Here is a 19,486-nt window from a genome sequence, read left to right as displayed (position 1 = left end):
GGGTGCGATGCAGAAGTGCTCCTTAGAAAGGAGGTGATCCAGCCGCACCTTCCGGTACGGCTACCTTGTTACGACTTCGTCCCAATCGCCAATCCCACCTTCGACGGCTCCCTCCCACAAGGGGTTAGGCCACCGGCTTCGGGTGTTACCGACTTTCATGACGTGACGGGCGGTGTGTACAAGGCCCGGGAACGTATTCACCGCAGCGTTGCTGATCTGCGATTACTAGCGACTCCAACTTCACGGGGTCGAGTTGCAGACCCCGATCCGAACTGAGACCGGCTTTAAGGGATTCGCTCCACCTCACGGTATCGCAGCCCTCTGTACCGGCCATTGTAGCATGTGTGAAGCCCTGGACATAAGGGGCATGATGACTTGACGTCGTCCCCACCTTCCTCCGAGTTGACCCCGGCAGTCTCTCACGAGTCCCCGCCATAACGCGCTGGCAACATAAGATAAGGGTTGCGCTCGTTGCGGGACTTAACCCAACATCTCACGACACGAGCTGACGACAGCCATGCACCACCTGTACACCAACCACAAGGGGGGCGACATCTCTGCCGCTTTCTGGTGTATGTCAAACCCAGGTAAGGTTCTTCGCGTTGCATCGAATTAATCCACATGCTCCGCCGCTTGTGCGGGCCCCCGTCAATTCCTTTGAGTTTTAGCCTTGCGGCCGTACTCCCCAGGCGGGGTACTTAATGCGTTAGCTACGGCACGGATCCCGTGGAAGGAAACCCACACCTAGTACCCACCGTTTACGGCGTGGACTACCAGGGTATCTAATCCTGTTCGCTACCCACGCTTTCGCTTCTCAGCGTCAGTTACTTCCCAGAGACCCGCCTTCGCCACCGGTGTTCCTCCTGATATCTGCGCATTTCACCGCTACACCAGGAATTCCAGTCTCCCCTGAAGTACTCTAGTCCGCCCGTATCGACCGCAAGCCCACCGTTGAGCGGTAGGTTTTCACGATCGACGCGACGAACCGCCTACAAGCTCTTTACGCCCAGTAATTCCGGACAACGCTCGCACCCTACGTATTACCGCGGCTGCTGGCACGTAGTTGGCCGGTGCTTCTTCTACAGGTACCGTCACTCACGCTTCGTCCCTGTCGAAAGAGGTTTACAACCCGAAGGCCGTCATCCCTCACGCGGCGTCGCTGCATCAGGCTTCCGCCCATTGTGCAATATTCCCCACTGCTGCCTCCCGTAGGAGTCTGGGCCGTGTCTCAGTCCCAGTGTGGCCGGTCACCCTCTCAGGTCGGCTACCCGTCGTCGCCTTGGTAGGCCATTACCCCACCAACAAGCTGATAGGCCGCGGGCCCATCCTGCACCGATAAATCTTTCCACCACAAGACATGCATCTCGTAGTCATATCCGGTATTAGACCCAGTTTCCCAGGCTTATCCCGAAGTACAGGGCAGATCACCCACGTGTTACTCACCCGTTCGCCGCTCGTGTACCCCGAAGGGCCTTACCGCTCGACTTGCATGTGTTAAGCACGCCGCCAGCGTTCGTCCTGAGCCAGGATCAAACTCTCCGTTGAAGACTCTCAACCACACCCTCAAAAAGGGCGCAATCAGAAGAATTAACCAGAGTCCGAAAACCATGGCAAAAATCAAACACCAGCAAAAGTATTTGCTGACAAAAATGCCCGACCCACCCAAACGGGGGTTTGGAAGAGCCGGAACCAAAAAATATTTGGCACTGACATTCATCGACACACTATTGAGTTCTCAAAGAACACACGCACACACATTCACTTCGGAATAAATCCGGGCTTCAGTGAGGCAACTTGGTGAAGCTTAGCTCAGTCGACTCCCGACACAAAATCAGGAACCTTCCGAACCAGTGTGATCGTCAGGCGCTCCTCGTCCTACCTCGTTTCCCAGGCCGCTGTGCTCAACGTTTCCGCTGCGCTCTGGGCTCCGGGTCGGTGTCCGTGTCGCTCTGACTTGAATAAAGTTACTTACCACCGTGCACGATGTCAAATCGCCTGGCCAGCGGGTGTTTACAGCGAGTTCACCCAATTGCGGAGCAGCAGTGCCCCCGCATCACCGGACTTTTCGGGATGAAACTGCGTCGCCGACAGCGGACCGTTCTCGACGGCCGCCAGGAATGGGACGCCGTGTTCGGCCCAAGTGAGCTTCGGCGCGGCGAAGTGTTCGCTCGGCGGCAGGTCCCAAGTCTGTGCGGCATAGGAGTGCACGAAATAGAAACGGGTATCGCTGGCCATTCCCGAGAACAAGACACTGTCGGTAGGAGCCGACACCGTGTTCCAGCCCATATGCGGGAGCACAGGTGCGGACAGACGCTCCACTACGCCCGGCCATTCCGCACATCCTTCGGTTTCGACACCGAACTCCACGCCGCGCTCGAACAGGATCTGCATGCCGACGCAGATACCGAGCACCGGACGACCACCGGCCAACCGCTGACCGATGATGCGCTCCCCTTTCACCTCCCGCAGCCCAGCCATGCACGCGGCGAACGCGCCGACGCCGGGCACGACGAGCCCATCGGCCGCCAGCGCGATATCGGCATCGGCGGTCACCTCGACATTCGCCCCGGCGCGGATCAGCGCGCGGTGCGCGGAGTGCAGATTGCCGGAGCCGTAATCGAGCAGCGCGACGGATTTCGTTGTCACAGTGTCCCCTTCGTCGACGGCACACCACTCACCCGCGGATCCAGCTCGACGGCAGCGCGCAGTGCCCGGGCCACCGCCTTGAATTCGGCCTCGGTGATGTGATGCTGGTCGCGGCCGTACAGCACGCGCACATGCAGGGCGATGCGGGCGTTCAGCGCGATCGACTCGAATACGTGCCGGTTGAGCACAGTGGAATACGGCGCGCCGGGCCCCGAACCGGGAATCACCGCGTGCAGCAGGTGATCGGGCTCGCCGGTGTGTACGCAGTACGGGCGACCGGAGACGTCGACCGCGGCGTGCGCCATGGTCTCGTCCATCGGAATGAACGCATCCCCGAAGCGACGGATGCCGGACTTGTCGCCCAGTGCCTTACCCAGCGCCTGGCCGAAGACGATGGCAGTGTCCTCGACAGTGTGGTGCGCCTCGATCTCGATATCACCCTCAGCGCGCACCGTCAGATCGAAGCTCGCGTGGGCGCCGAGCGCGGTCAGCATGTGGTCGTAGAACGGGACGCCGGTGGTGATATCGGTCTTGCCGGTGCCGTCGAGGTCCAGTTCGACAACGATATTCGATTCCTTGGTGACGCGCTCCACCCGCGCGGTGCGATTCATCTTTGCTTCCTCCACAGGCGGATTCATCGGATGGTGAGGTCGGTATCGGCCAAAGTGCCGCTGACGCGCAGGAATTCGTCGTTCTCAGCGGCCAGACCGATAGTGGCGCGCAGATATCCCGGAATACCGACGTCGCGGATCAGCACGCCGCGGTCCAGGTAGTGCTGCCAGGCCAGGGCGGCGTCGCTGAAACGACCGAAGAGCAGGAAGTTGGCATCGCTGGGGATTACCTCGAAACCCATCGTGGCCAGTTCTTCCGCGACCCGGTCGCGCTGTGCCGCCAGTTCGGCGACGCTGGCGAGGGTTTCATCGGCGTGGCGCAGGGCCGCGCGGGCGGCGGCCTGGGTGACCACCGACAGGTGGTACGGCAGCCGCACCAGCAACATCGCCTCGATCACCGCGGGGGCGGCGACCAGATAGCCGAGGCGGCCGCCCGCGAAGGCGAAGGCCTTGCTCATGGTGCGACTGACCACGAGTTTCGTCGGGTACCGATCGATCAGGGCGATCGCGCTGGGCTCGGCGGAGAATTCGCCGTACGCCTCGTCGACGACCACGATGCCGGGCGCGGCGGCCAGGATCCTGGCCAGGTCGGCCTGCGCGATGCTGTGTCCGGTCGGATTATTGGGGCTGGTCACGAAGACCACATCGGGTCGGCGCTCGGCGATGATGGTGAGCGCGTAGTCGATATCGAGAGAGAAATCGGCATTGCGCTTGGCCTCGACCCATTCGGTATCGATGCCCTCGGAGATGATCGGATGCATCGAATACGACGGCACGAAACCCAGTGCGCTGCGACCGGGTCCGCCGAAGGCTTGCAGTAGCTGCTGCAGGATTTCGTTGGAGCCGTTGGCCGCCCACACGTTGGCCGTGTGCACCGCGATGCCGGTTTGGCGGCTCAGGTATTCGGCCAGGTCGCTGCGCAGCGCAACGGCGTCGCGGTCCGGGTAGCGATGCAGGTCGGTGGCGGCGGCGCGAATGGATTCGGCGACGTCATCGATGAGGGCCCGGCTCGGCGCGTGCGGGTTCTCATTGGTGTTCAGCTGCACCGGCACCGTCAATTGTGGTGCGCCGTAAGGCTTCTTGCCGCGCAGATTCTCCCGCAGCGGCAGGTCGTCCAGGCTGATGTCGGAGCCGGGCACGGTGATCTCGGGGGTCATGCCAGTGCCTCGAATCGTGCTTGTACGGCTTGGCCGTGTGCGGGCAGATCCTCGGCGTTGGCCAGCGCGACCACGTGACCGGCGACGTCTTTGAGTGCGGCCTCGGTGTATTCGACGACGTGGATACCGCGCAGGAAGGTCTGCACGCTCAAGCCCGAGGAGTGCCGCGCGCAACCCGCCGTCGGGAGTACGTGATTGGATCCAGCGCAGTAGTCGCCCAGGCTGACCGGTGCGTAAGCACCGACAAAGATCGCGCCGGCACTGCGCACCCGGGCCGCGACGCCCGGTGCGTCGGTGGTCTGGATCTCCAGGTGTTCGGCGGCGTAGGCATTCACCACGCGCAGACCCTGCTCGATATCGTCGACCAGCACGGTGCCGGATTGCTTGCCGGACAATGCCTCTCGTACCCGGTGTGCGTGCTTGACCACCGTCATCTGGGTGGTGAGCGCGGCGTCCACCGCATCGGCGAGTTCGACGCTGTCGGTGACGAGCACGCTCGCGGCGAGCACATCGTGTTCGGCCTGGCTGATCAGATCGGCGGCGACGTGGACCGGATCGGCGGTGGCATCGGCCAGGATCGCGATCTCGGTGGGGCCCGCTTCGGCATCGATGCCGACCAGGCCGCGGCACAGACGCTTGGCGGCGGTCACGAAGATATTGCCGGGACCGGTGATCAGGTCTACCGGCTCGAGCTGCACGCCATCGGTGTCGATACCGCCATAGGACAGCAGCGCGATGGCCTGTGCACCGCCGACGGCCCACACTTCTTCGACCCCGAGCAGCTTCGCGGCCGCCAGGATGGTCGGGTGCGGCAGCCCGTCGTGCTGCGCCTGCGGCGGCGAGGCCACCACCAGCGAGTCGACACCGGCCGCCTGCGCGGGCACCACATTCATCACGACGCTGGACGGGTAAACGGCATTGCCGCCGGGCACGTAGAGCCCCACCCGCTCGACCGGCACCCACCGCTCGGTGACCGTGCCACCTGGGACGACCTCGGTGGTGGTATCGGTGCGTCGCTGATCGGCGTGCACCTTGCGGGTCCGTTCGATCGCGACCTCGAGCGCGGTGCGCACGGCCGGATCCAACTTCTCCAATGCGGCATCGAGTTCGGCCGCGGGCACGCGCACGCTCGCCGGAATCACGCCGTCGAATTGCTCGCTGAACTCCAGCGCCGCCGCGACCCCGCGGTCTCGGATCGCCTCGACCACCGGTCGCACCTGATGCAGCACCGAGTCCACGTCGACTCCCCCGCGCGGCAGCGCGGTGCGCAGCTCGGCAGCGGAGGGAGTACGGCCGCGCAGATCAACGCGGGCGAGCTCGAGGCGGGATGTCATGAGGTCTGCGATCCTGTCTGTCCTGATCCATGGACGCCGTGCCCGACGCCGAGCGGTCGGTATCTTCCGCTCCGCTCCAGCTACCAGCCTATCGGTCCGGCGCCACCCGTTATCCGCTGCGGTCGCCGGATGTGTCGGGAAGTACGGCCGCCCGCCCCGGTCCGATAGTGGGCCGGGGCGTGGCGGATGTCATGCCGCGACGAGCCGCTTGATGATCATCGGTTCGGCGAGGATCTGGTCGAGTACGTCGCGCACGTGGAAGAAGTGTGGCGTCGTGAAATGCTCGTCCAGGGCGTCGGGGGTGGTCCACTCCTCCACGAGGACCATGTGGGATGGATCGTTGGGGTCGGTGTATGGGTGGTAGGTCACGCAGCCTGGCTCGGCAAGTGACGGTTCGATCATTGCTTCCAGGGCCGTGCGCAGGCGGTCTTCGCGACCCGAGGCCGCACGGAATTCGGCGACAACATGCAGTGTCATGACGGTTCCTCAGAAATTACGGGCGGGCAGGGCCGGTGCCCGCGCCGGTCGTGGTGATGGCGGTCTCGATTGCGGCGAGGTCGTCGGTTGTGAGCGCCAGGTCACGGGCGCCGAGCCAGCCGTCGATCTGAGTGGCGTTACGCGCGCCGACGATCGCGCCGGTGATGCCCGGCCATGCGGTCGCCCAGGCCAGGGCCACCTCGGCGACGCTCACACCATGGCGGGCCGCGATCGGGCGCATGGCTTCGACGAGGGCGAGCTTGGCCGACAGGCCGGTGGTGAAATCCGGATGCGAACCACGCCAGTCCTCGTCGGGCAGGTTGCGCAGGCGCTCCTCGGTGAATGTGCCGGTGAGCAGGCCCGATTGCAAGGGTGAGTAGACGATCACGCCGGTTCCGTTCTGGTGTGCCCAGGCGATATCGGCCGCGGCCGAGCGATTGATCGCGGAGAACGGCGGCTGGATCGCGTCGACATGGGCGATGGATTCGGCATTCGCCAGTTGGGCCGCGTCATGGTTGGACAAACCGATCGCGCGGACCTTGCCTTCCTTTTTCAGATCGGCCATGACCTGCCAGTACTCCTCGAGCGGAGTCGCCTGGTCGTTGGCCTCGCCCTCGGCGCCGTAGACGAAGACCGCGCCGGTGTCCGGCCAGTGCACCAGATACAGATCGATGTGGTCGGTCCGCAGCCGACGCAGCGAATCCTCGATTTCCTTGCGCACTACCTCGGGCCGCATGATCCGGCGCGGCGGGCCGGAGCGGTCGTCGTTTTCTTCCCAGATCAAACCGGTTTTGGTGACCAGGTAGGGCCGCTCGGCCTCCGGGATGTCGGCGAGTGCGCGGCCGACCACATCCTCGGCATGCCCGACGCCGTAGGCGGCCGCGGTATCGATCCAGTTGATTCCGGCGTGCACCGCGTGCCGAATCGCGGCGATCGAGTCGGCGTCATCGATGGCGCCCCACGAGTACTCCCAACCGGATCCGCCGAAGACCCAGGTGCCGAATCCGAGGGAGGTGATGTCCATGCCGGTGTCGCCGAGAGGGCGGGTGTTGCTCATTGTGTCCGTCTCCGTTCACCGCCGGAACCGTTCCGGCGATGACCACTACTTTCGGCGCGAACAGCGGCGGTAAACAGCGCCGCACGAGCCTGGGCACACCATGACCAGGATGCGGCCGGGCAACCGCCGGGATACTGGACGACATGAGTCTGGATCGACGTGCCGAACTCGGCGAATTCCTACGTTCCCGGCGGGCGCGGCTGAGCCCTGAGGAGGTCGGATTGCCCGACTACGGCAGCCGACGACGGGTGCCCGGTCTGCGCCGCGAGGAGTTGGCCATGGTCGCCGGGGTCAGCGTCGATCACTATGTCCGGCTGGAACAGGGCCGCACCCTGCACTTTTCGGAGTCGGTGCTGGATGCCGTCGCACAGGCGCTGCGCCTGAATCCGGTGGAGCGCGAGCATTTGTATCGGCTGGCGCGGCCGTGGTCCGGCGAGGAGCCACCGGCCGAACAGGAAGTCCGCCCCGGACTGCGCAGACTGCTCGACGCCGCCGCCGACGTGCCGGCATACATCGTGGGCCGTGGCACCAATGTGCTCGCCTGGAATTCCCTTGCCGCCGCGCTCATTACCGATTTCGGTGCACTACCGCCGCGCGAACGCAATCTCGCTCGACTGGTCTTCCTCGACGAGGGGATGCGCGAACTGTACGAAGACTGGACGGCCAAGGCCGCTGATGTCGTGGCGTATCTGCGCCTGGATATGGCGCGCAATCCCGGCGATGCCGCAATCGCCGCACGCATTGAAGAATTGAGCACGAACTCCGCCGACTTCGCCACCATGTGGCAGCGTCACGAACTCAAGGACAAGACGCACGGGCGGTACATATACCTGCACCCGGTGGTCGGGCGACTCGATCTCGGCTTCGAAACCCTGCGCCTGCCCGACGATCCGGATCAGGCGCTGATCATGCACACCACCGAACCGGATTCGCCGAGCGCGACAGCGTTGCAGTTGCTGGCGACATGGGCGCGGACGTCGGCGCGATCCGGATCGCGCTAGGCACTAACCGTTGCGGGACAACTCGTTTCAGCGAGTGTCGGCGCCGCGGGTGTCGCTGTCGATGAGTGGGGCACCGCTGCCAGGGTTGATCAACCGCAGCGTCACCGACCTGTTCTGGCCCGCATAGGTCACGCTGGCCACATTGACGTCCACCGAACCGTCTGAGCTGGTGCCCGTACCACCACCGGCCGCATCAACAGTGTTGAAGCCCGTGACACGATTCTGCGTCCAGTAATCCTGGAAGGCCGACTGCGTGCCGTAGACCCGCTGGGCAGCGGGAGTCAACTGTTTCCACGCAGCAGGGAATCTCAGATAGATGAGGTTGTTGTAGAAGTCCACCACCTGATCGATGGATTGCCGCGAATCTGCCGGACCGACGCTCTTCGTCTGCCCCGGCGCGCCAGCGGCAGCCGTGGAACTGGTCCCCTTGGACACTGACGATGAAGGCGGACTCGCTTGCACCGACGGCGTATTGGTGCCCGACTGATTCAGCGCACCGATCAGGATGGCCACGACGGCCACCACCGCACCGACGGTCGCACCGACCAATACGGCCTTGCGCTTGCCACCGGACTTGCGCAGGGCCGGACGCGGCTGCGTCGCGGTCTGCGGATGCGCGGCGGTCCGCGGGTGCGACGCAGCCGAGTTGTTGGGACGAGCGGAATTTCGCGGCGGCGGTGCCGGACGTGGCTGCCGCGCGGTCGGCTGATGCTCCGGCGTCGGATTCGCGGGCGGCCGCAGCGCACGGGTCGCGGATTCGCCGCGCCGACCGAAAGCCTCACTGGCGGGCACGAATCCGGCGTGCACGGGGGTGGAACCGGCATCCGCGAGCGCGGAAAGATGTTCGCGGGCCGCACGCATGGTCGGTCGCTCGGTAGGGTCCGGGCTCAGCAGATCCAGCAGGAAGTCGGTCGCGGGACCCGCGTGTCGCGGTTCGCTCACCTGGCCGTTCGCCGCGGCGTAGAGCACGGCGAGCGGGTTGGCGCTGGAACCGTACGGCGGTTCGCCCTCTAGTGCGTGGAAAAGGGTCGCACCCAAGGCGAATACATCGGCGGCGGGCGTCGGATCGGCACCGCGCGCCACCTCCGGGGCGAGATAGGCGGCGGTACCGCAGATCAGGCCGGTCTCGGTGAGGGTTACGTCACCGGTCGCGCGGGAGATGCCGAAGTCGGTGATCTTCACGGTGCCGGTGTCGTCGAGCAGGATATTGCCCGGTTTGACATCGCGGTGCACGATGCCGGCGTGATGCGCGGCGATGAGCGCCGAAGCGACCTGCTCGCCGATCCGCGCGACCTGGGTCAGCGGCAGCATGCCCTGCGCGGAAATCACTCCGGCCAGACTCTTCGACTTCAGATACTCCATCACCAGGCACGGATCGCCGTTGTGCTCGGTGATATCGAAGACCACGATCGCATTCGGATGCTGGAACCGCGCCGCATTGCGGGCCTCGCGGAACGCGCGCTGACGCACCACGTCGCGCTCGGCTTCGGGCAGGCTGGGCTTGATGTGGATCTGCTTCACCGCGACCGAGCGCTGCAGGCGTTCATCGACGGCACGCCAAACAACACCCGTGCCGCCGCTACCAATCCGCTCGACCAGGCGGTAGTGCTCCGCGATCAATTGACCGGTATCGATGGCGCCTACTCCGAACCTTCTCGAGATCGTGACATCACGCGTATTGACCATCAACGCGTTCCGCCGATGAGTGTAGCGGGGCGCAATCCTCAGCACGCGCCTGCGGGGGTATATTCGTCGCCCACAACGCGCCGAATGCTAATGCAGTGCGGATTCGACAGTGTTGCTCAATGCCGTGCACGCAGCATACGGCCTGCGGCCTCCACAGCCGGACCCGAGCTGTTCGCGTCGCTGACGAATACGGCGAAGGCCAGGTCACCGTCGATGCCGACGAACCAGCCGTGCGCGTGCTTGTCATCGATGTATTCGGCGGTGCCGGTCTTGCCGATCAGGCCGGGAATATCGCGCAGGGCGGTGGCGGTGCCGCCGGTAATGGTTTCGCGCATCATGGTTTTCATCTGGTCATCGGTGGTCGGCGGCAGTGGCGGCGGGGTGTGATCTGCCACGCCGGGCGCTGCGTCGACGACCATCGGCAGCGGCATCGATCCGCGCGCGATGGATGCGGCGACCAGTGCCATTCCGAATGGTGAGGCCGTCACCTTGCCTTGACCGATACCGGACTCCACCCGCAGCGTCGGGGTGTCCGCGGTCGGCACCTTGCCGGTGACGGTGGTCAGGCCGGGTGTGACGAAGTCGATGCCGAGGCCGAGTTGGGCCGCGGCATCGGTCAGGCCGTTCGGTGCGAGATTCACCGCGAGTTGCCCCATGGTGGTGTTGCAGGACTGAGCGAAGGCGGTGTGCAGAGGCACGTTGCCGAGGTCGAAGTTGTTGTCGTTGGGGATGCGCCGGCCCTCGATATTCGCGGTCGCCGGGCAGGGCAGCACGGTGTCGGGCGTCACCGCCCCCGATTGCAGTGCGGCCGAGACCGTGACGGTCTTGAACGTCGAACCCGGCGGATACAGGCCGGTGAGTGCGATCGGTCCCTGGGCGTCGGCGGCGGCGTTCTGCGCGACGGCGAGCACCTTGCCGGTGGAGGGTTGCAGTGCAACGATCGCGGCGGGCTGGCTGATCGGCGTCAACGCGCTCTCCGCGTAACGCAGCAGATCGGTGTCGAGTGTGGTCACGATATCCGCCGTGGGTTCGGGATCCTGACCGGCGACGCGTTCGGTGCCGTCCGCGGTCTGGGCCCGCACCGCCCAGCCTGCCGCCGCGTCGGCGGAACTCTGCCAGAGTTCGGCGAGGCCGGACAGCACCGGTGATGCGAGAGATTTGTCGGTCGCGAGCAGGCGGGTCTGCGGAGCCAGGGTGACGCCAGGAACGGCGGCCAGCGCCGTCTGGATCGGGGCGATATCGGCGTCGCGCAAGGTGACCGCGGTGATCGGCTTGCCCTGGGCCGCAGCCAGATCCGATTGCAATGACTGTGCCGTGATATCGGGGGCGATGGGAGTGAGCAGGGCCGCGAGCGCGGCGGTGTCGGCACCTGGGGCGACGTTCACCACGGTGACCACCTGCTCGGTCATCAACTCACCGCCCGATGCCTCGAGCACACGCGCGGGCTTCGAATAGGTGGTGGCGTAGTTCAGCGGGCCGCGCGCGAGACCGGGTGCGACGGTATCGGGATCCCATTTGATCTTCCAGGCGCCGCCGGACTCACTGGCGGACCCGTTGGTGGTGTAGCTCCATGCCTTCTTACCGTCCTTGCCGAACTTCCAGGTGGCGGCAAGGGTGAACGAGTTCTTATCGGCGCTGCGGACCTCGAATTTCACATCCTTGCCGAGCCCGTCGTAGAGCTTACCCAGCGCATCCGAGGCCTTGGCGGGATCGTCGGTGAGTGCGGCGGCCGCGGCGACATCGTCGCGGGTGAGCGCATCGGCGAACTGCCCGGCGACGGTGTCGGGCTGGTCCGGCCCAGAACTGCAACCAAGGGCCAGGACGGTGGCTGCGAACAGAACGAGAAGATTCCGGTTGGCACGCACCCCGCCGACTCTAATCGCCGATCGTGACCAACTCGGGTAGCCCGCACGGGGGAAACCGCACTTCTGTCGCAATCCGGGCGGACCGCGACAGGTGCGAACGTGCGGCCTTCAGGCGAGCCAAGGCCCCTGGGCGAGCGCTGTGGCGTCGGGTTCGGACAGGTCGATATCGAAGACCTCGGTGAGGACTTTCGGAAGTTCGGCGAGTTCGAGTTCGCGGGTTTCGCTGGAGCCGTCCGGATATTCGGTGATGAGGGTGCGGTTGTCCAGTACATGGTGGACGTCCGGGAGGAAGCGCTGCACGAACGGTCGGGCGGTGAACGGTGAGCGCGGTGAGGTGGAGACGAAGTGGTTGCCGACCGCGAAATCGATGCGGTACTGCGGATTGAGCGTGAAGGTGTAGCGGTCGATCCAGCCATCGCGGCCGAATTGGTGCAGCACCCACAGGTCGCTGTCGAGTTCGCCGGTGGTGTGTTCGAGCCGGAAGCGCCAGTGGCCAAGTGCGAATTCGCCACCCTCGACCAATTCATAGGGCGCGAGTGGTCCGGAGCCGAACCCGACATCGCAGATCCAGACACGATCGTCATCGCCGGTGGTGACGCGCAGCAGGGCGTGGGTGGCCGGGCGCAGACCGTCGGATACGCCCATGGTGACCCGGCCGCTGAGACCGGTCACGCCGAAGCCGAGCCGTTCCAGTGCGGCGGCGAACAGGCCGACGTTCTCGTAGCAGTAGCCGCCACGTCGGTGCCGGACCATCTTGTCCTGCAACGATTCCAGATCCAGCGGAACGGGGCGGCCGAGGATGGACTCCAGATTCTCGAACGGGATCGTGGTGGTGTGCGCGTGGACGAGGGCACGCAGCGTGGCCAACGTGGGGGTTCGGTCGCCGGTATAGCCGATGCGCGCCAAGTACGCGTCGAGGTCCAATTCCGCGCCGTTCCAGTAGTACGCGGGGTCATTCGGCTGCATTGCACCTCTCCTTGGATTCGGTTCTGCCCGAATGAACCACACCGCACCGACAGGTGTTCCCTAGGCAGCGCATTTGGCGTTCGGCGGCGGCGCGGGAGCGGTCACGATGTCGCGGGCGACATCGACCACATAGTCGCGATCGGAGCCGTCGACAGGTTCAGTGCCCAACAGCAGACGCTCGACGACGCAGCCACCTTCGAAGTACGCGGGACCGATGCTGTGATCGCCGGGCACCACAGCGCCGTTCAGATCGCGGCCGGTGACGATGGTGTACGTCGATGTGGGCTTGCCCGCGGCGAGCAGTCCGGTTCGCATTTCCAGGGTGGCCGGGTACGGCACCACATCGTCACCGGTGCCGTGGATGAGGAAGGCGCGTTTCATGCTCATCCTGGCGGCAAGGAGAGCGGGCGAACGTTCGGCATAGGCCTGCGGGCAGACGATCGGGGCGCAGCCGCCCGCATCGCGTTCGATCTGGGCGGGCAGTGCGGGATCGACGCCCGCCGAGGCGAGCCACATGGTGAAATCGTCCGCGGGGCCGTAGTTGTCGACCCAATAGTCGAACAGTCCCTGCGGACCGTGCGCCACCGCGAGTCCGCTCATGGTGCCGCCCTGGCTCCAGCCCCACAGCACGGTGCGGCCGATCGTCGGATGTTCGTTCTTGTACCACTGGGTGGCGGTGACGATATCGCGCCAGCCCGCCCACAGGTTCCAGTCGCCGGTGCGCCAGACGCTAGCCGCGCTGCGGGCGTCCATGGACAGGATGGGGGTCGCGGTGCGGCGGGCGATCGCGGTCAGATATTCGGCGTAATCGGCGGAGGTGCCGTCGTGGCCGTGGACCGCGACGACCAGATCGCGCCGCGGCAGACCATCCGCCGCACAGCGATACGGTTCGTATACCCGGCCGGTGGCGTCCTCGCCGTCCACCGTCAGGGTCACCGGCCGCACGTCGACTTGGACCGCACATTCCGGATCGGCAGAAACAGACGGTGCGACAAGACTTGTCGTCGACACCGCGGCGAACAGCGCACAGCCGAGCATCAGCAGTAGGTGCCTCATCCTGGAATGATGACATGCGTTATCGCTGTCCGGTCGTGGCAAAGGGGCGACTCGCGACGAACACCGCGCCGAGCACCGCGGCCGCGGCCACAATGCCTCCGAAGGTCGTCGCGCCCGCAGGCAAACCGACTGCGTCACTGAGGAATCCAGCCGACAGCGGGAGCAGTGCGGCGGGCAGATAGCCACCGGCGTTCTGGGCGGCATTGGCCTCGGCGAGCCGCTCTGCGGGCACGCTCGCGCTGATGGCCGTGAGACCGCCGAACTGGCCCATGCCCTGGCCGATGCCCGCGAGGATCGCGGCGGCGGTGAAGAACGTGAGCGATGACAGCCGCAGCGCCGCGAGCAGGCTGATCATGCTGAGCAGCGTCGCCGCCGTGCCGCCGAGCAGGATCGTGGGCAGGCGCAGCCGCCGCACCGCGAATTGGATGCCGGTGGCGCCGAGGAACATGACGAAGGCCAGGCCGCCCGCGAGCAGTCGGTTGGTGGCGCCCAAGAGGTTCGACAGGATCGAGGGACCGAGCGAGAGCACGAATGATGTCGCGGTGATGCCGGGCGCGAATACCGCGATGCCGAGCAGCACGGCGGTGCGTCCGCCGGGTGCGACCGCGGGGATGCGGATCCATGGGCCGCGTCCGCGAGCGCCGCGGGGCAGGTCGAGCCGCGCTACGACCGCGAAAGCCGAAGCGAGCAAGACGATTTCGACCACGAAGATGGTGATGGTCGGGCCCGGAACAAGCTCTGCGAGCAGACCCGCCAGCAACGGGCCGAAGCCAGCGCCGAGGACCATGGCCGATGAGGCCGCCAGTGCGGCAGCACGTTTGCGCTGCGGGCCGCCGATATCGGTCACCGCCGCCATCCCCGCCGAGACGGCCGCGCCGACCGCTATTCCGGTGAGCAGGCGCGCGATCGCCAGCATCGCGACCGAATTCGCGGTGGCGAACAGGACGCAGGCGAGCATCGCGAGGAGCACCGCGGGCAGCAGCACGGGTTTGCGGCCGATGCGGTCGGAGACCACACCCGCGATCAGCAGCGCACCGAGCAAACCGACGATGTAGCAGGCGAATACGGCGGTCAACGTGCCCGAGGAGAAGCCGAGCCGGTGCTGCCACACGACATACAGCGGAGTCGGCGCATTCGAAAGCACGAAAACCGCGAGCACCGGCCATGCCGCCAGCCACACCGCGCCGTCGCGCCGCCCCTCGGTTTCCGGTTTCTCCATGAGCGTCGTCATCCCGACCTCCTAGTTCGAATTTTCTCGTACTGGTACGACGAAGGTCGAACTTAACACCCAGTACGATAGAAGTCGAACTAAGAAATCGCGATCCACAGGAGAGCCGATGCCATCGACCGACACCGTCGCGACCACGCTGCCCGAGCCGACGCGCGCCGCACTGCGGCTCGAGGATGTACTCGGCGTGCTCAGCGATCCGCTACGGCTGAGCATGGTGCAGAAATTGCTGCTCGAATCTCCCGAGACCGATCGCTCCTGCGGCTGGTTCGACATCAATCGGCCGAAATCGACACTGACACACCATTTCCGGGTGTTGCGCGAGGCAGGTGTCACCCGTCAACGGCAGTACGGATTGGAGCGCCGCAGCCGGGTACGGATCGAGGATCTCGATGCGCGTTTTCCGGGCCTGCTCGATCTCGTGCGTGCCTGGCAGCCGACGTAATTGGCCTGAAATTTCGATCAGGACGAGATCGCGGCGGTGCGGGACGTGCCAGGCGCTGCGAGTGGACCCGCAGCAGTTTGGGATCTGACCGCTAGTATTCGCATATGCGTTCGATTGATGCGGTGGAACGGCGGGCCCGGCTGGCGCGACGGCATCGGCTCACGCCGACGTGCCGCACCGACGACGTGGCCGAGATCGTCCGGTCCCTGGTTGTACTGCATGCGACCGATCCTGCGACGGTGTATCTATCGGTGGGCGCGCGTAGTCTCACCGCCGAGCCAGCTCATGTCGAAAAGGCGCTGTACGACGATCGGACATTGCTGCGCCTGCTCGCGATGCGGCGCACGATGTTCATCGCCCCGGTCGAATTGCTGCCGGTATTGCAGGCGTCGTGCGCGGATGCGTTGGCGGACAAGCAACGTCGCACCTACAGCAGGTTCATCGAGCAGGCCGGAGTTGTCGACGGGGATGTGCGCGCCTGGCTCGCCGATGTCGAAGACGAAACGCACAAGGCGCTTTTGGCACGCGGGGCGGCGACCGGCGCGCAGCTGAGCAAGGACGTACCTCGGCTGCGCACGCGGGTCGATGCCGCTCCGGGCAAGGCGTATTCGCGGCCCACCAGCATCACCACATGGGTGCTGGTAATCCTCGGTGTCGAGGGACGCATTGTGCGCGGTCGGCCGAACGGCAGTTGGACAAGCAGCCAATACACCTGGTCGCCGATAGAAACCTGGCTGCCGCAAGGCGTTGCGACCATGTCCGCCGATGCGGCTCGCGCCGAACTCGTCCGGCAGTGGCTCTACGCCTTCGGCCCCGCCCCCGTCACCGATATCAAGTGGTGGACCGGCTGGACACTCACCGAAGTCCGCAAGGCCCTGGCCCAACTCGATGTGGTGGAGGTCGATCTCGGCGGCACCACCGGGCTACTACTGGCCGACGACCAGGAACCGGCCCCCGAACCCGAACCATGGGCCGCCCTACTCCCCGCACTCGACCCCACTCCCATGGGCTGGCAGTCCCGCGACTGGTACCTCGGCCCACACGGCCCGATGCTCTTCGACCGCAACGGAAACGTCGGGCCGACCATCTGGTGGAACGGCCGCATTGTCGGCGGCTGGGCCCAACGCAAAGACGGCGAAATCGCCCATCGCCTATTGGAAGACATCGGCTCCGAGGCAGAATCGCTCATCGAAGCCGAAGCCGCCCGCATCGCCACCTGGTACGGCGAGGTTCGCGCCATCCCTCGATTCCGAACCCCGTTGGAACGCGAACTCACCGCCTGACCGCTACATGTCCAAGCCGAGGTCGAGGACGCGCACCGAGTGGGTCAAGGCGCCTACGGCCAAGTAGTCGACGCCGGTTCGGGCATAGTCGGCGGCGTCGGCGAGGGTCAGGCCACCGGAGGATTCGAGTTTGGTCTCGGGGGCCTTGGCGTTGCGACGTTGGACGGCGGCTTGGGTTTGCCAGAGCGGGAAGTTGTCGAGCAGGACCAGTTCGACATTTTCGGCCAGGACGGCCTCGAGTTGTTCGAGGCTGTCCACTTCGACCTCACAGGCGATATCGGGGGCCAGGTCGCGCACAGCGCGCAGGGCCGCGACCACCGAACCCGCGGCTACCACGTGGTTGTCCTTGATCAGTGCCGCATCGCCGAGGCCCATACGGTGGTTGACGCCACCGCCGACGCGGACCGCGTACTTCTGCAGGGCACGCAGGCCGGGCAGGGTTTTGCGGCTGTCACGGATGCGGCAGTTGGTGCCCGCGACCGCATCCACCCACGCGGCGGTGGCAGTCGCGATACCGGACAGGTGGCAGAGCAGGTTGAGCATGGTGCGTTCGGCGGTGAGCAGGCCGCGAGTCGGCGCGACCAGCCCCAGCACGGACTGTCCCGGCTCGACCCGGGTGCTGTCGGCGACCCGATCGGTGATTTCGTAATTGCCCGCACCGATCACCTCGTCGAGCACGAGCAGGCCGACATCGAGTCCGGCCACGGTGCCCGGCTGGCGCGAAACCACCGATGCCTTCACCACCGCGTCCGCGGGAACCGTTGCCACAGTGGTGATATCGGGACCGTAGCGCAGATCCTCATCCAGCGCGGTGCGGATCAGGGCCAGCACCTCGTCACGATCCAGGCCGGTATCCAGTTCCATCAGTGCGCTCCTCGTCCTATCTCGTACATTGCCTCGGTCATGAGGCGCTGGGGATGGCGTCCTGAGTCCACGTGGTGAGGTCGAGGCCGTCGGGGGCGGGGACGGGGTGACCTTCTGGGCCCAGACGCACTGCACGACTGCGGTGTTGGTGATCGTCGGGGGTCGGGTGGTCGGAGCGGGTGTGCGAGCCGCGGCTTTCGGTACGCGCTGCTGCCGAGAGCAACAGGACCTGGGCGGTGAGTGTGAGCGCGGCGTCCTCGAATGCGGTGATTCGCTGCGCCGCGGCCGCACCGTTGAGCTGTGCGGTCTCCTGCACCACCACGTTACTGCTCAGCGCCGAGAGGTCGCTCACCACCGAGAGTTCGCTCGCAGCACCGCCCGCGAATCGCTGATTGGCACTGGTCAACTCGGCACGCAACCGACTTGCCGCACTGTGCGACACCGCATCACGCAACCGCGCGGCCGCCTCCGCAAGCCCAGCGGCATCGCGAACCACCGAGGCATGCGATGTCATCGACTGCTGCACCAGGGCGCGGGCCGCGCGCGGAATGGTGTGGAAGGACACGTCGGTGACGTGCGCTTCCACATCGACACGTTCGGCGGCGGCCACTCCGGCGCGCTCACCGACCACCAGTCCTTCGAGCAGACTGTTGGAGGCCAGCCGGTTGGCACCGTGCAGCCCGGTCCGCGCCACCTCACCCGCGGCATAGAGACCGGGCACCGCGGTCCGGCCGTGGGTGTCGGTCACGACACCGCCGCATTGGTAGTGCGCGGCGGGTGCGACCGGAATGAGATCGATATGCGGGTCGATCCCGGCGGCCAAGCAGGATGCGGTGATCGTAGGAAAGCGTTGCGGGAAGCTGTCGATCGCGCGGGCATCGAGATAGACGTGATCGGTGCCGAGGGCGCGCATCCGCGCGGCGATCGCCCGTGACACCACATCGCGCGGTGCCAGATCACCACGCGGGTGTACACCCGCCGTGACCGAATGCCCTTCGGAATCAACCAGTATCGCTCCCTCGCCGCGGACCGCCTCGCTGATCAACGGGCGTCTACCGAGCCCACCTGGGGTGTAGAGCACCGTCGGATGGAACTGCACGAATTCCAGATCGGCCACCGTCGCACCGGCCCACAGCGCAAGCGCGATACCGTCGGCGGTCGCGCCCGGCGGATTCGTGCTCAGCGCGTACAGCTGACCGAGCCCGCCCGTGGCCAGCAGCACCGCCGGTGTGTGCACAACCCCGAAGCCGTTCTCGGACACCGCGATCACGCCCTGGACGCCGGACCGCCCGGTGACGACTTCCAGTGCCGCGGCACCGAACAGAACCGGCAGTCCGGCCGCGTTCAGCGCGCGCTGCACCTCGGCACCCGTGGCGTCACCTCCGGCATGGATGATCCGTCGCGTGCTGTGCCCGCCCTCGCGGGTGCGCGAGATCTGACCGTCCCGCGCGAGATCGAAGACCGCGCCCAGATCGGTCAATGCGGCGACGGCGGCCTGACCGCCCTCGACGATCGAGCGCACCGCGGCCTCGTCACACAGTCCGGCACCGGCCTCGACCGTGTCGCGCACATGCGATTCCACCGAATCCTCATGCGGCGCGACGACAGCGATACCACCCTGGGCGTATTGGGTCGCGGTATCGGTCGGGCCGCCCTTGCTGAGGATGAGCACTCGCAGACCGCGCAGCGACGCCGTGCGTGCCGCGGTCAACCCAGCGACGCCACCGCCGATCACGACCAGATCGGCGGCGGCTTCCCAGTCGATCCGCGGCGCGGTGCTCATGCCTCCGCCTCGCCAGCAGCGCGACCG

Annotated in this window: 16 protein-coding genes and 1 rRNA gene; 3 read left to right on the top strand and 14 right to left on the bottom strand. The window is 65.9% G+C overall.

Features of this window, described 5'->3' with window-relative positions:
• Nucleotides 1–26 precede the first annotated feature (26 nt).
• From ACQP2U_RS12490 to ACQP2U_RS12460, 7 genes are all read right to left on the bottom strand, one after another.
• Nucleotides 27–1,545: ribosomal RNA gene (locus tag ACQP2U_RS12490) — 16S ribosomal RNA — on the bottom strand.
• A gap of 465 nt (nt 1,546–2,010) precedes the next feature.
• A complete protein-coding gene (gene hisH, locus ACQP2U_RS12485; protein WP_433714807.1) occupies nt 2,011–2,646 on the bottom strand; it encodes an imidazole glycerol phosphate synthase subunit HisH in 636 nt (211 codons plus the stop codon).
• Complete coding sequence (hisB, locus tag ACQP2U_RS12480) at nt 2,643–3,257, bottom strand: imidazoleglycerol-phosphate dehydratase HisB (protein ID WP_397039446.1); 615 nt, start codon at nt 3,255–3,257, stop codon at nt 2,643–2,645. Before hisB ends, hisH begins: the two co-directional genes overlap by 4 nt.
• Before the next feature lie 23 nt (nt 3,258–3,280).
• A complete protein-coding gene (locus ACQP2U_RS12475; protein ID WP_433714806.1) occupies nt 3,281–4,414 on the bottom strand; it encodes a histidinol-phosphate transaminase in 1,134 nt (377 codons plus the stop codon).
• Nucleotides 4,411–5,748, bottom strand: a complete 1,338-nt coding sequence (gene hisD, locus ACQP2U_RS12470) for a histidinol dehydrogenase (RefSeq protein WP_433714805.1) — start codon at nt 5,746–5,748, stop codon at nt 4,411–4,413. The genes ACQP2U_RS12475 and hisD overlap by 4 nt, the downstream gene beginning before the upstream one ends.
• 189 nt (nt 5,749–5,937) lie before the next feature.
• Nucleotides 5,938–6,225: a putative quinol monooxygenase gene (locus ACQP2U_RS12465; RefSeq protein WP_433714804.1), complete on the bottom strand. Its 288-nt coding sequence runs from the start codon at nt 6,223–6,225 to the stop codon at nt 5,938–5,940.
• Between the two features lie 16 nt (nt 6,226–6,241).
• The gene (locus ACQP2U_RS12460) at nt 6,242–7,282 is read right to left on the bottom strand and encodes an aldo/keto reductase (RefSeq protein WP_433714803.1); all 1,041 of its coding nucleotides are present in this window, start codon (nt 7,280–7,282) and stop codon (nt 6,242–6,244) included.
• A 143-nt stretch (nt 7,283–7,425) separates the two neighbouring features.
• On the opposite strand from ACQP2U_RS12460, the gene ACQP2U_RS12455 reads away from it, so the two are divergent.
• The gene (locus ACQP2U_RS12455; protein WP_433714802.1) at nt 7,426–8,283 is read left to right on the top strand and encodes a helix-turn-helix transcriptional regulator; all 858 of its coding nucleotides are present in this window, start codon (nt 7,426–7,428) and stop codon (nt 8,281–8,283) included.
• 27 nt (nt 8,284–8,310) lie between these two features.
• Here the strand turns inward: ACQP2U_RS12455 and ACQP2U_RS12450 are convergent, their stop codons facing one another.
• The 5 genes from ACQP2U_RS12450 to ACQP2U_RS12430 all read right to left on the bottom strand — a co-directional run bounded on the left by ACQP2U_RS12450 (nt 8,311) and on the right by ACQP2U_RS12430 (nt 15,087).
• Nucleotides 8,311–9,969 (bottom strand): serine/threonine-protein kinase, encoded by a 1,659-nt coding sequence (locus ACQP2U_RS12450; protein ID WP_433714801.1) that lies wholly within the window; start codon nt 9,967–9,969, stop codon nt 8,311–8,313.
• A gap of 116 nt (nt 9,970–10,085) precedes the next feature.
• Nucleotides 10,086–11,834, bottom strand: coding sequence for a penicillin-binding transpeptidase domain-containing protein (locus ACQP2U_RS12445; RefSeq protein ID WP_433714800.1), 1,749 nt, complete (start codon nt 11,832–11,834; stop codon nt 10,086–10,088).
• Between the two features lie 108 nt (nt 11,835–11,942).
• Complete coding sequence (locus ACQP2U_RS12440) at nt 11,943–12,800, bottom strand: arylamine N-acetyltransferase family protein (RefSeq protein WP_433714799.1); 858 nt, start codon at nt 12,798–12,800, stop codon at nt 11,943–11,945.
• A gap of 60 nt (nt 12,801–12,860) precedes the next feature.
• Entirely contained in the window at nt 12,861–13,856 is a 996-nt protein-coding gene (locus tag ACQP2U_RS12435; protein ID WP_433714798.1) for an alpha/beta hydrolase family protein, read from the bottom strand.
• A gap of 19 nt (nt 13,857–13,875) precedes the next feature.
• The gene (locus tag ACQP2U_RS12430; protein ID WP_433714797.1) at nt 13,876–15,087 is read right to left on the bottom strand and encodes an MFS transporter; all 1,212 of its coding nucleotides are present in this window, start codon (nt 15,085–15,087) and stop codon (nt 13,876–13,878) included.
• Between the two features lie 106 nt (nt 15,088–15,193).
• Here ACQP2U_RS12430 and ACQP2U_RS12425 point away from each other — a divergent pair, with 106 nt between their 5' ends.
• Entirely contained in the window at nt 15,194–15,529 is a 336-nt protein-coding gene (locus tag ACQP2U_RS12425) for an ArsR/SmtB family transcription factor (protein WP_433714796.1), read from the top strand.
• Between the two features lie 104 nt (nt 15,530–15,633).
• On the top strand, nt 15,634–16,812 hold the full coding sequence (locus ACQP2U_RS12420) for a winged helix DNA-binding domain-containing protein (RefSeq protein ID WP_433714795.1): 1,179 nt from the start codon (nt 15,634–15,636) through the stop codon (nt 16,810–16,812).
• A 3-nt stretch (nt 16,813–16,815) separates the two neighbouring features.
• Here the strand turns inward: ACQP2U_RS12420 and nadC are convergent, their stop codons facing one another.
• Together nadC and ACQP2U_RS12410 are read right to left on the bottom strand one after the other, a co-directional pair.
• Nucleotides 16,816–17,676 carry a carboxylating nicotinate-nucleotide diphosphorylase gene (gene nadC / locus ACQP2U_RS12415; RefSeq protein WP_433714794.1) on the bottom strand — a complete coding sequence of 287 codons (861 nt, stop codon included), beginning with the start codon at nt 17,674–17,676 and terminating at the stop codon, nt 16,816–16,818.
• 37 nt (nt 17,677–17,713) lie between these two features.
• Nucleotides 17,714–19,459, bottom strand: coding sequence for an L-aspartate oxidase (locus ACQP2U_RS12410; protein WP_433714793.1), 1,746 nt, complete (start codon nt 19,457–19,459; stop codon nt 17,714–17,716).
• Nucleotides 19,460–19,486 lie beyond the last annotated feature (27 nt).

The sequence above is a fragment of the Nocardia sp. CA-084685 genome, from assembly GCF_050955785.1.
Classification (GTDB): Bacteria; Actinomycetota; Actinomycetes; order Mycobacteriales; family Mycobacteriaceae; genus Nocardia.
Note: the sequence above shows the minus strand (reverse complement) of the source record. Positions and strands in the feature narration are given on the sequence as shown.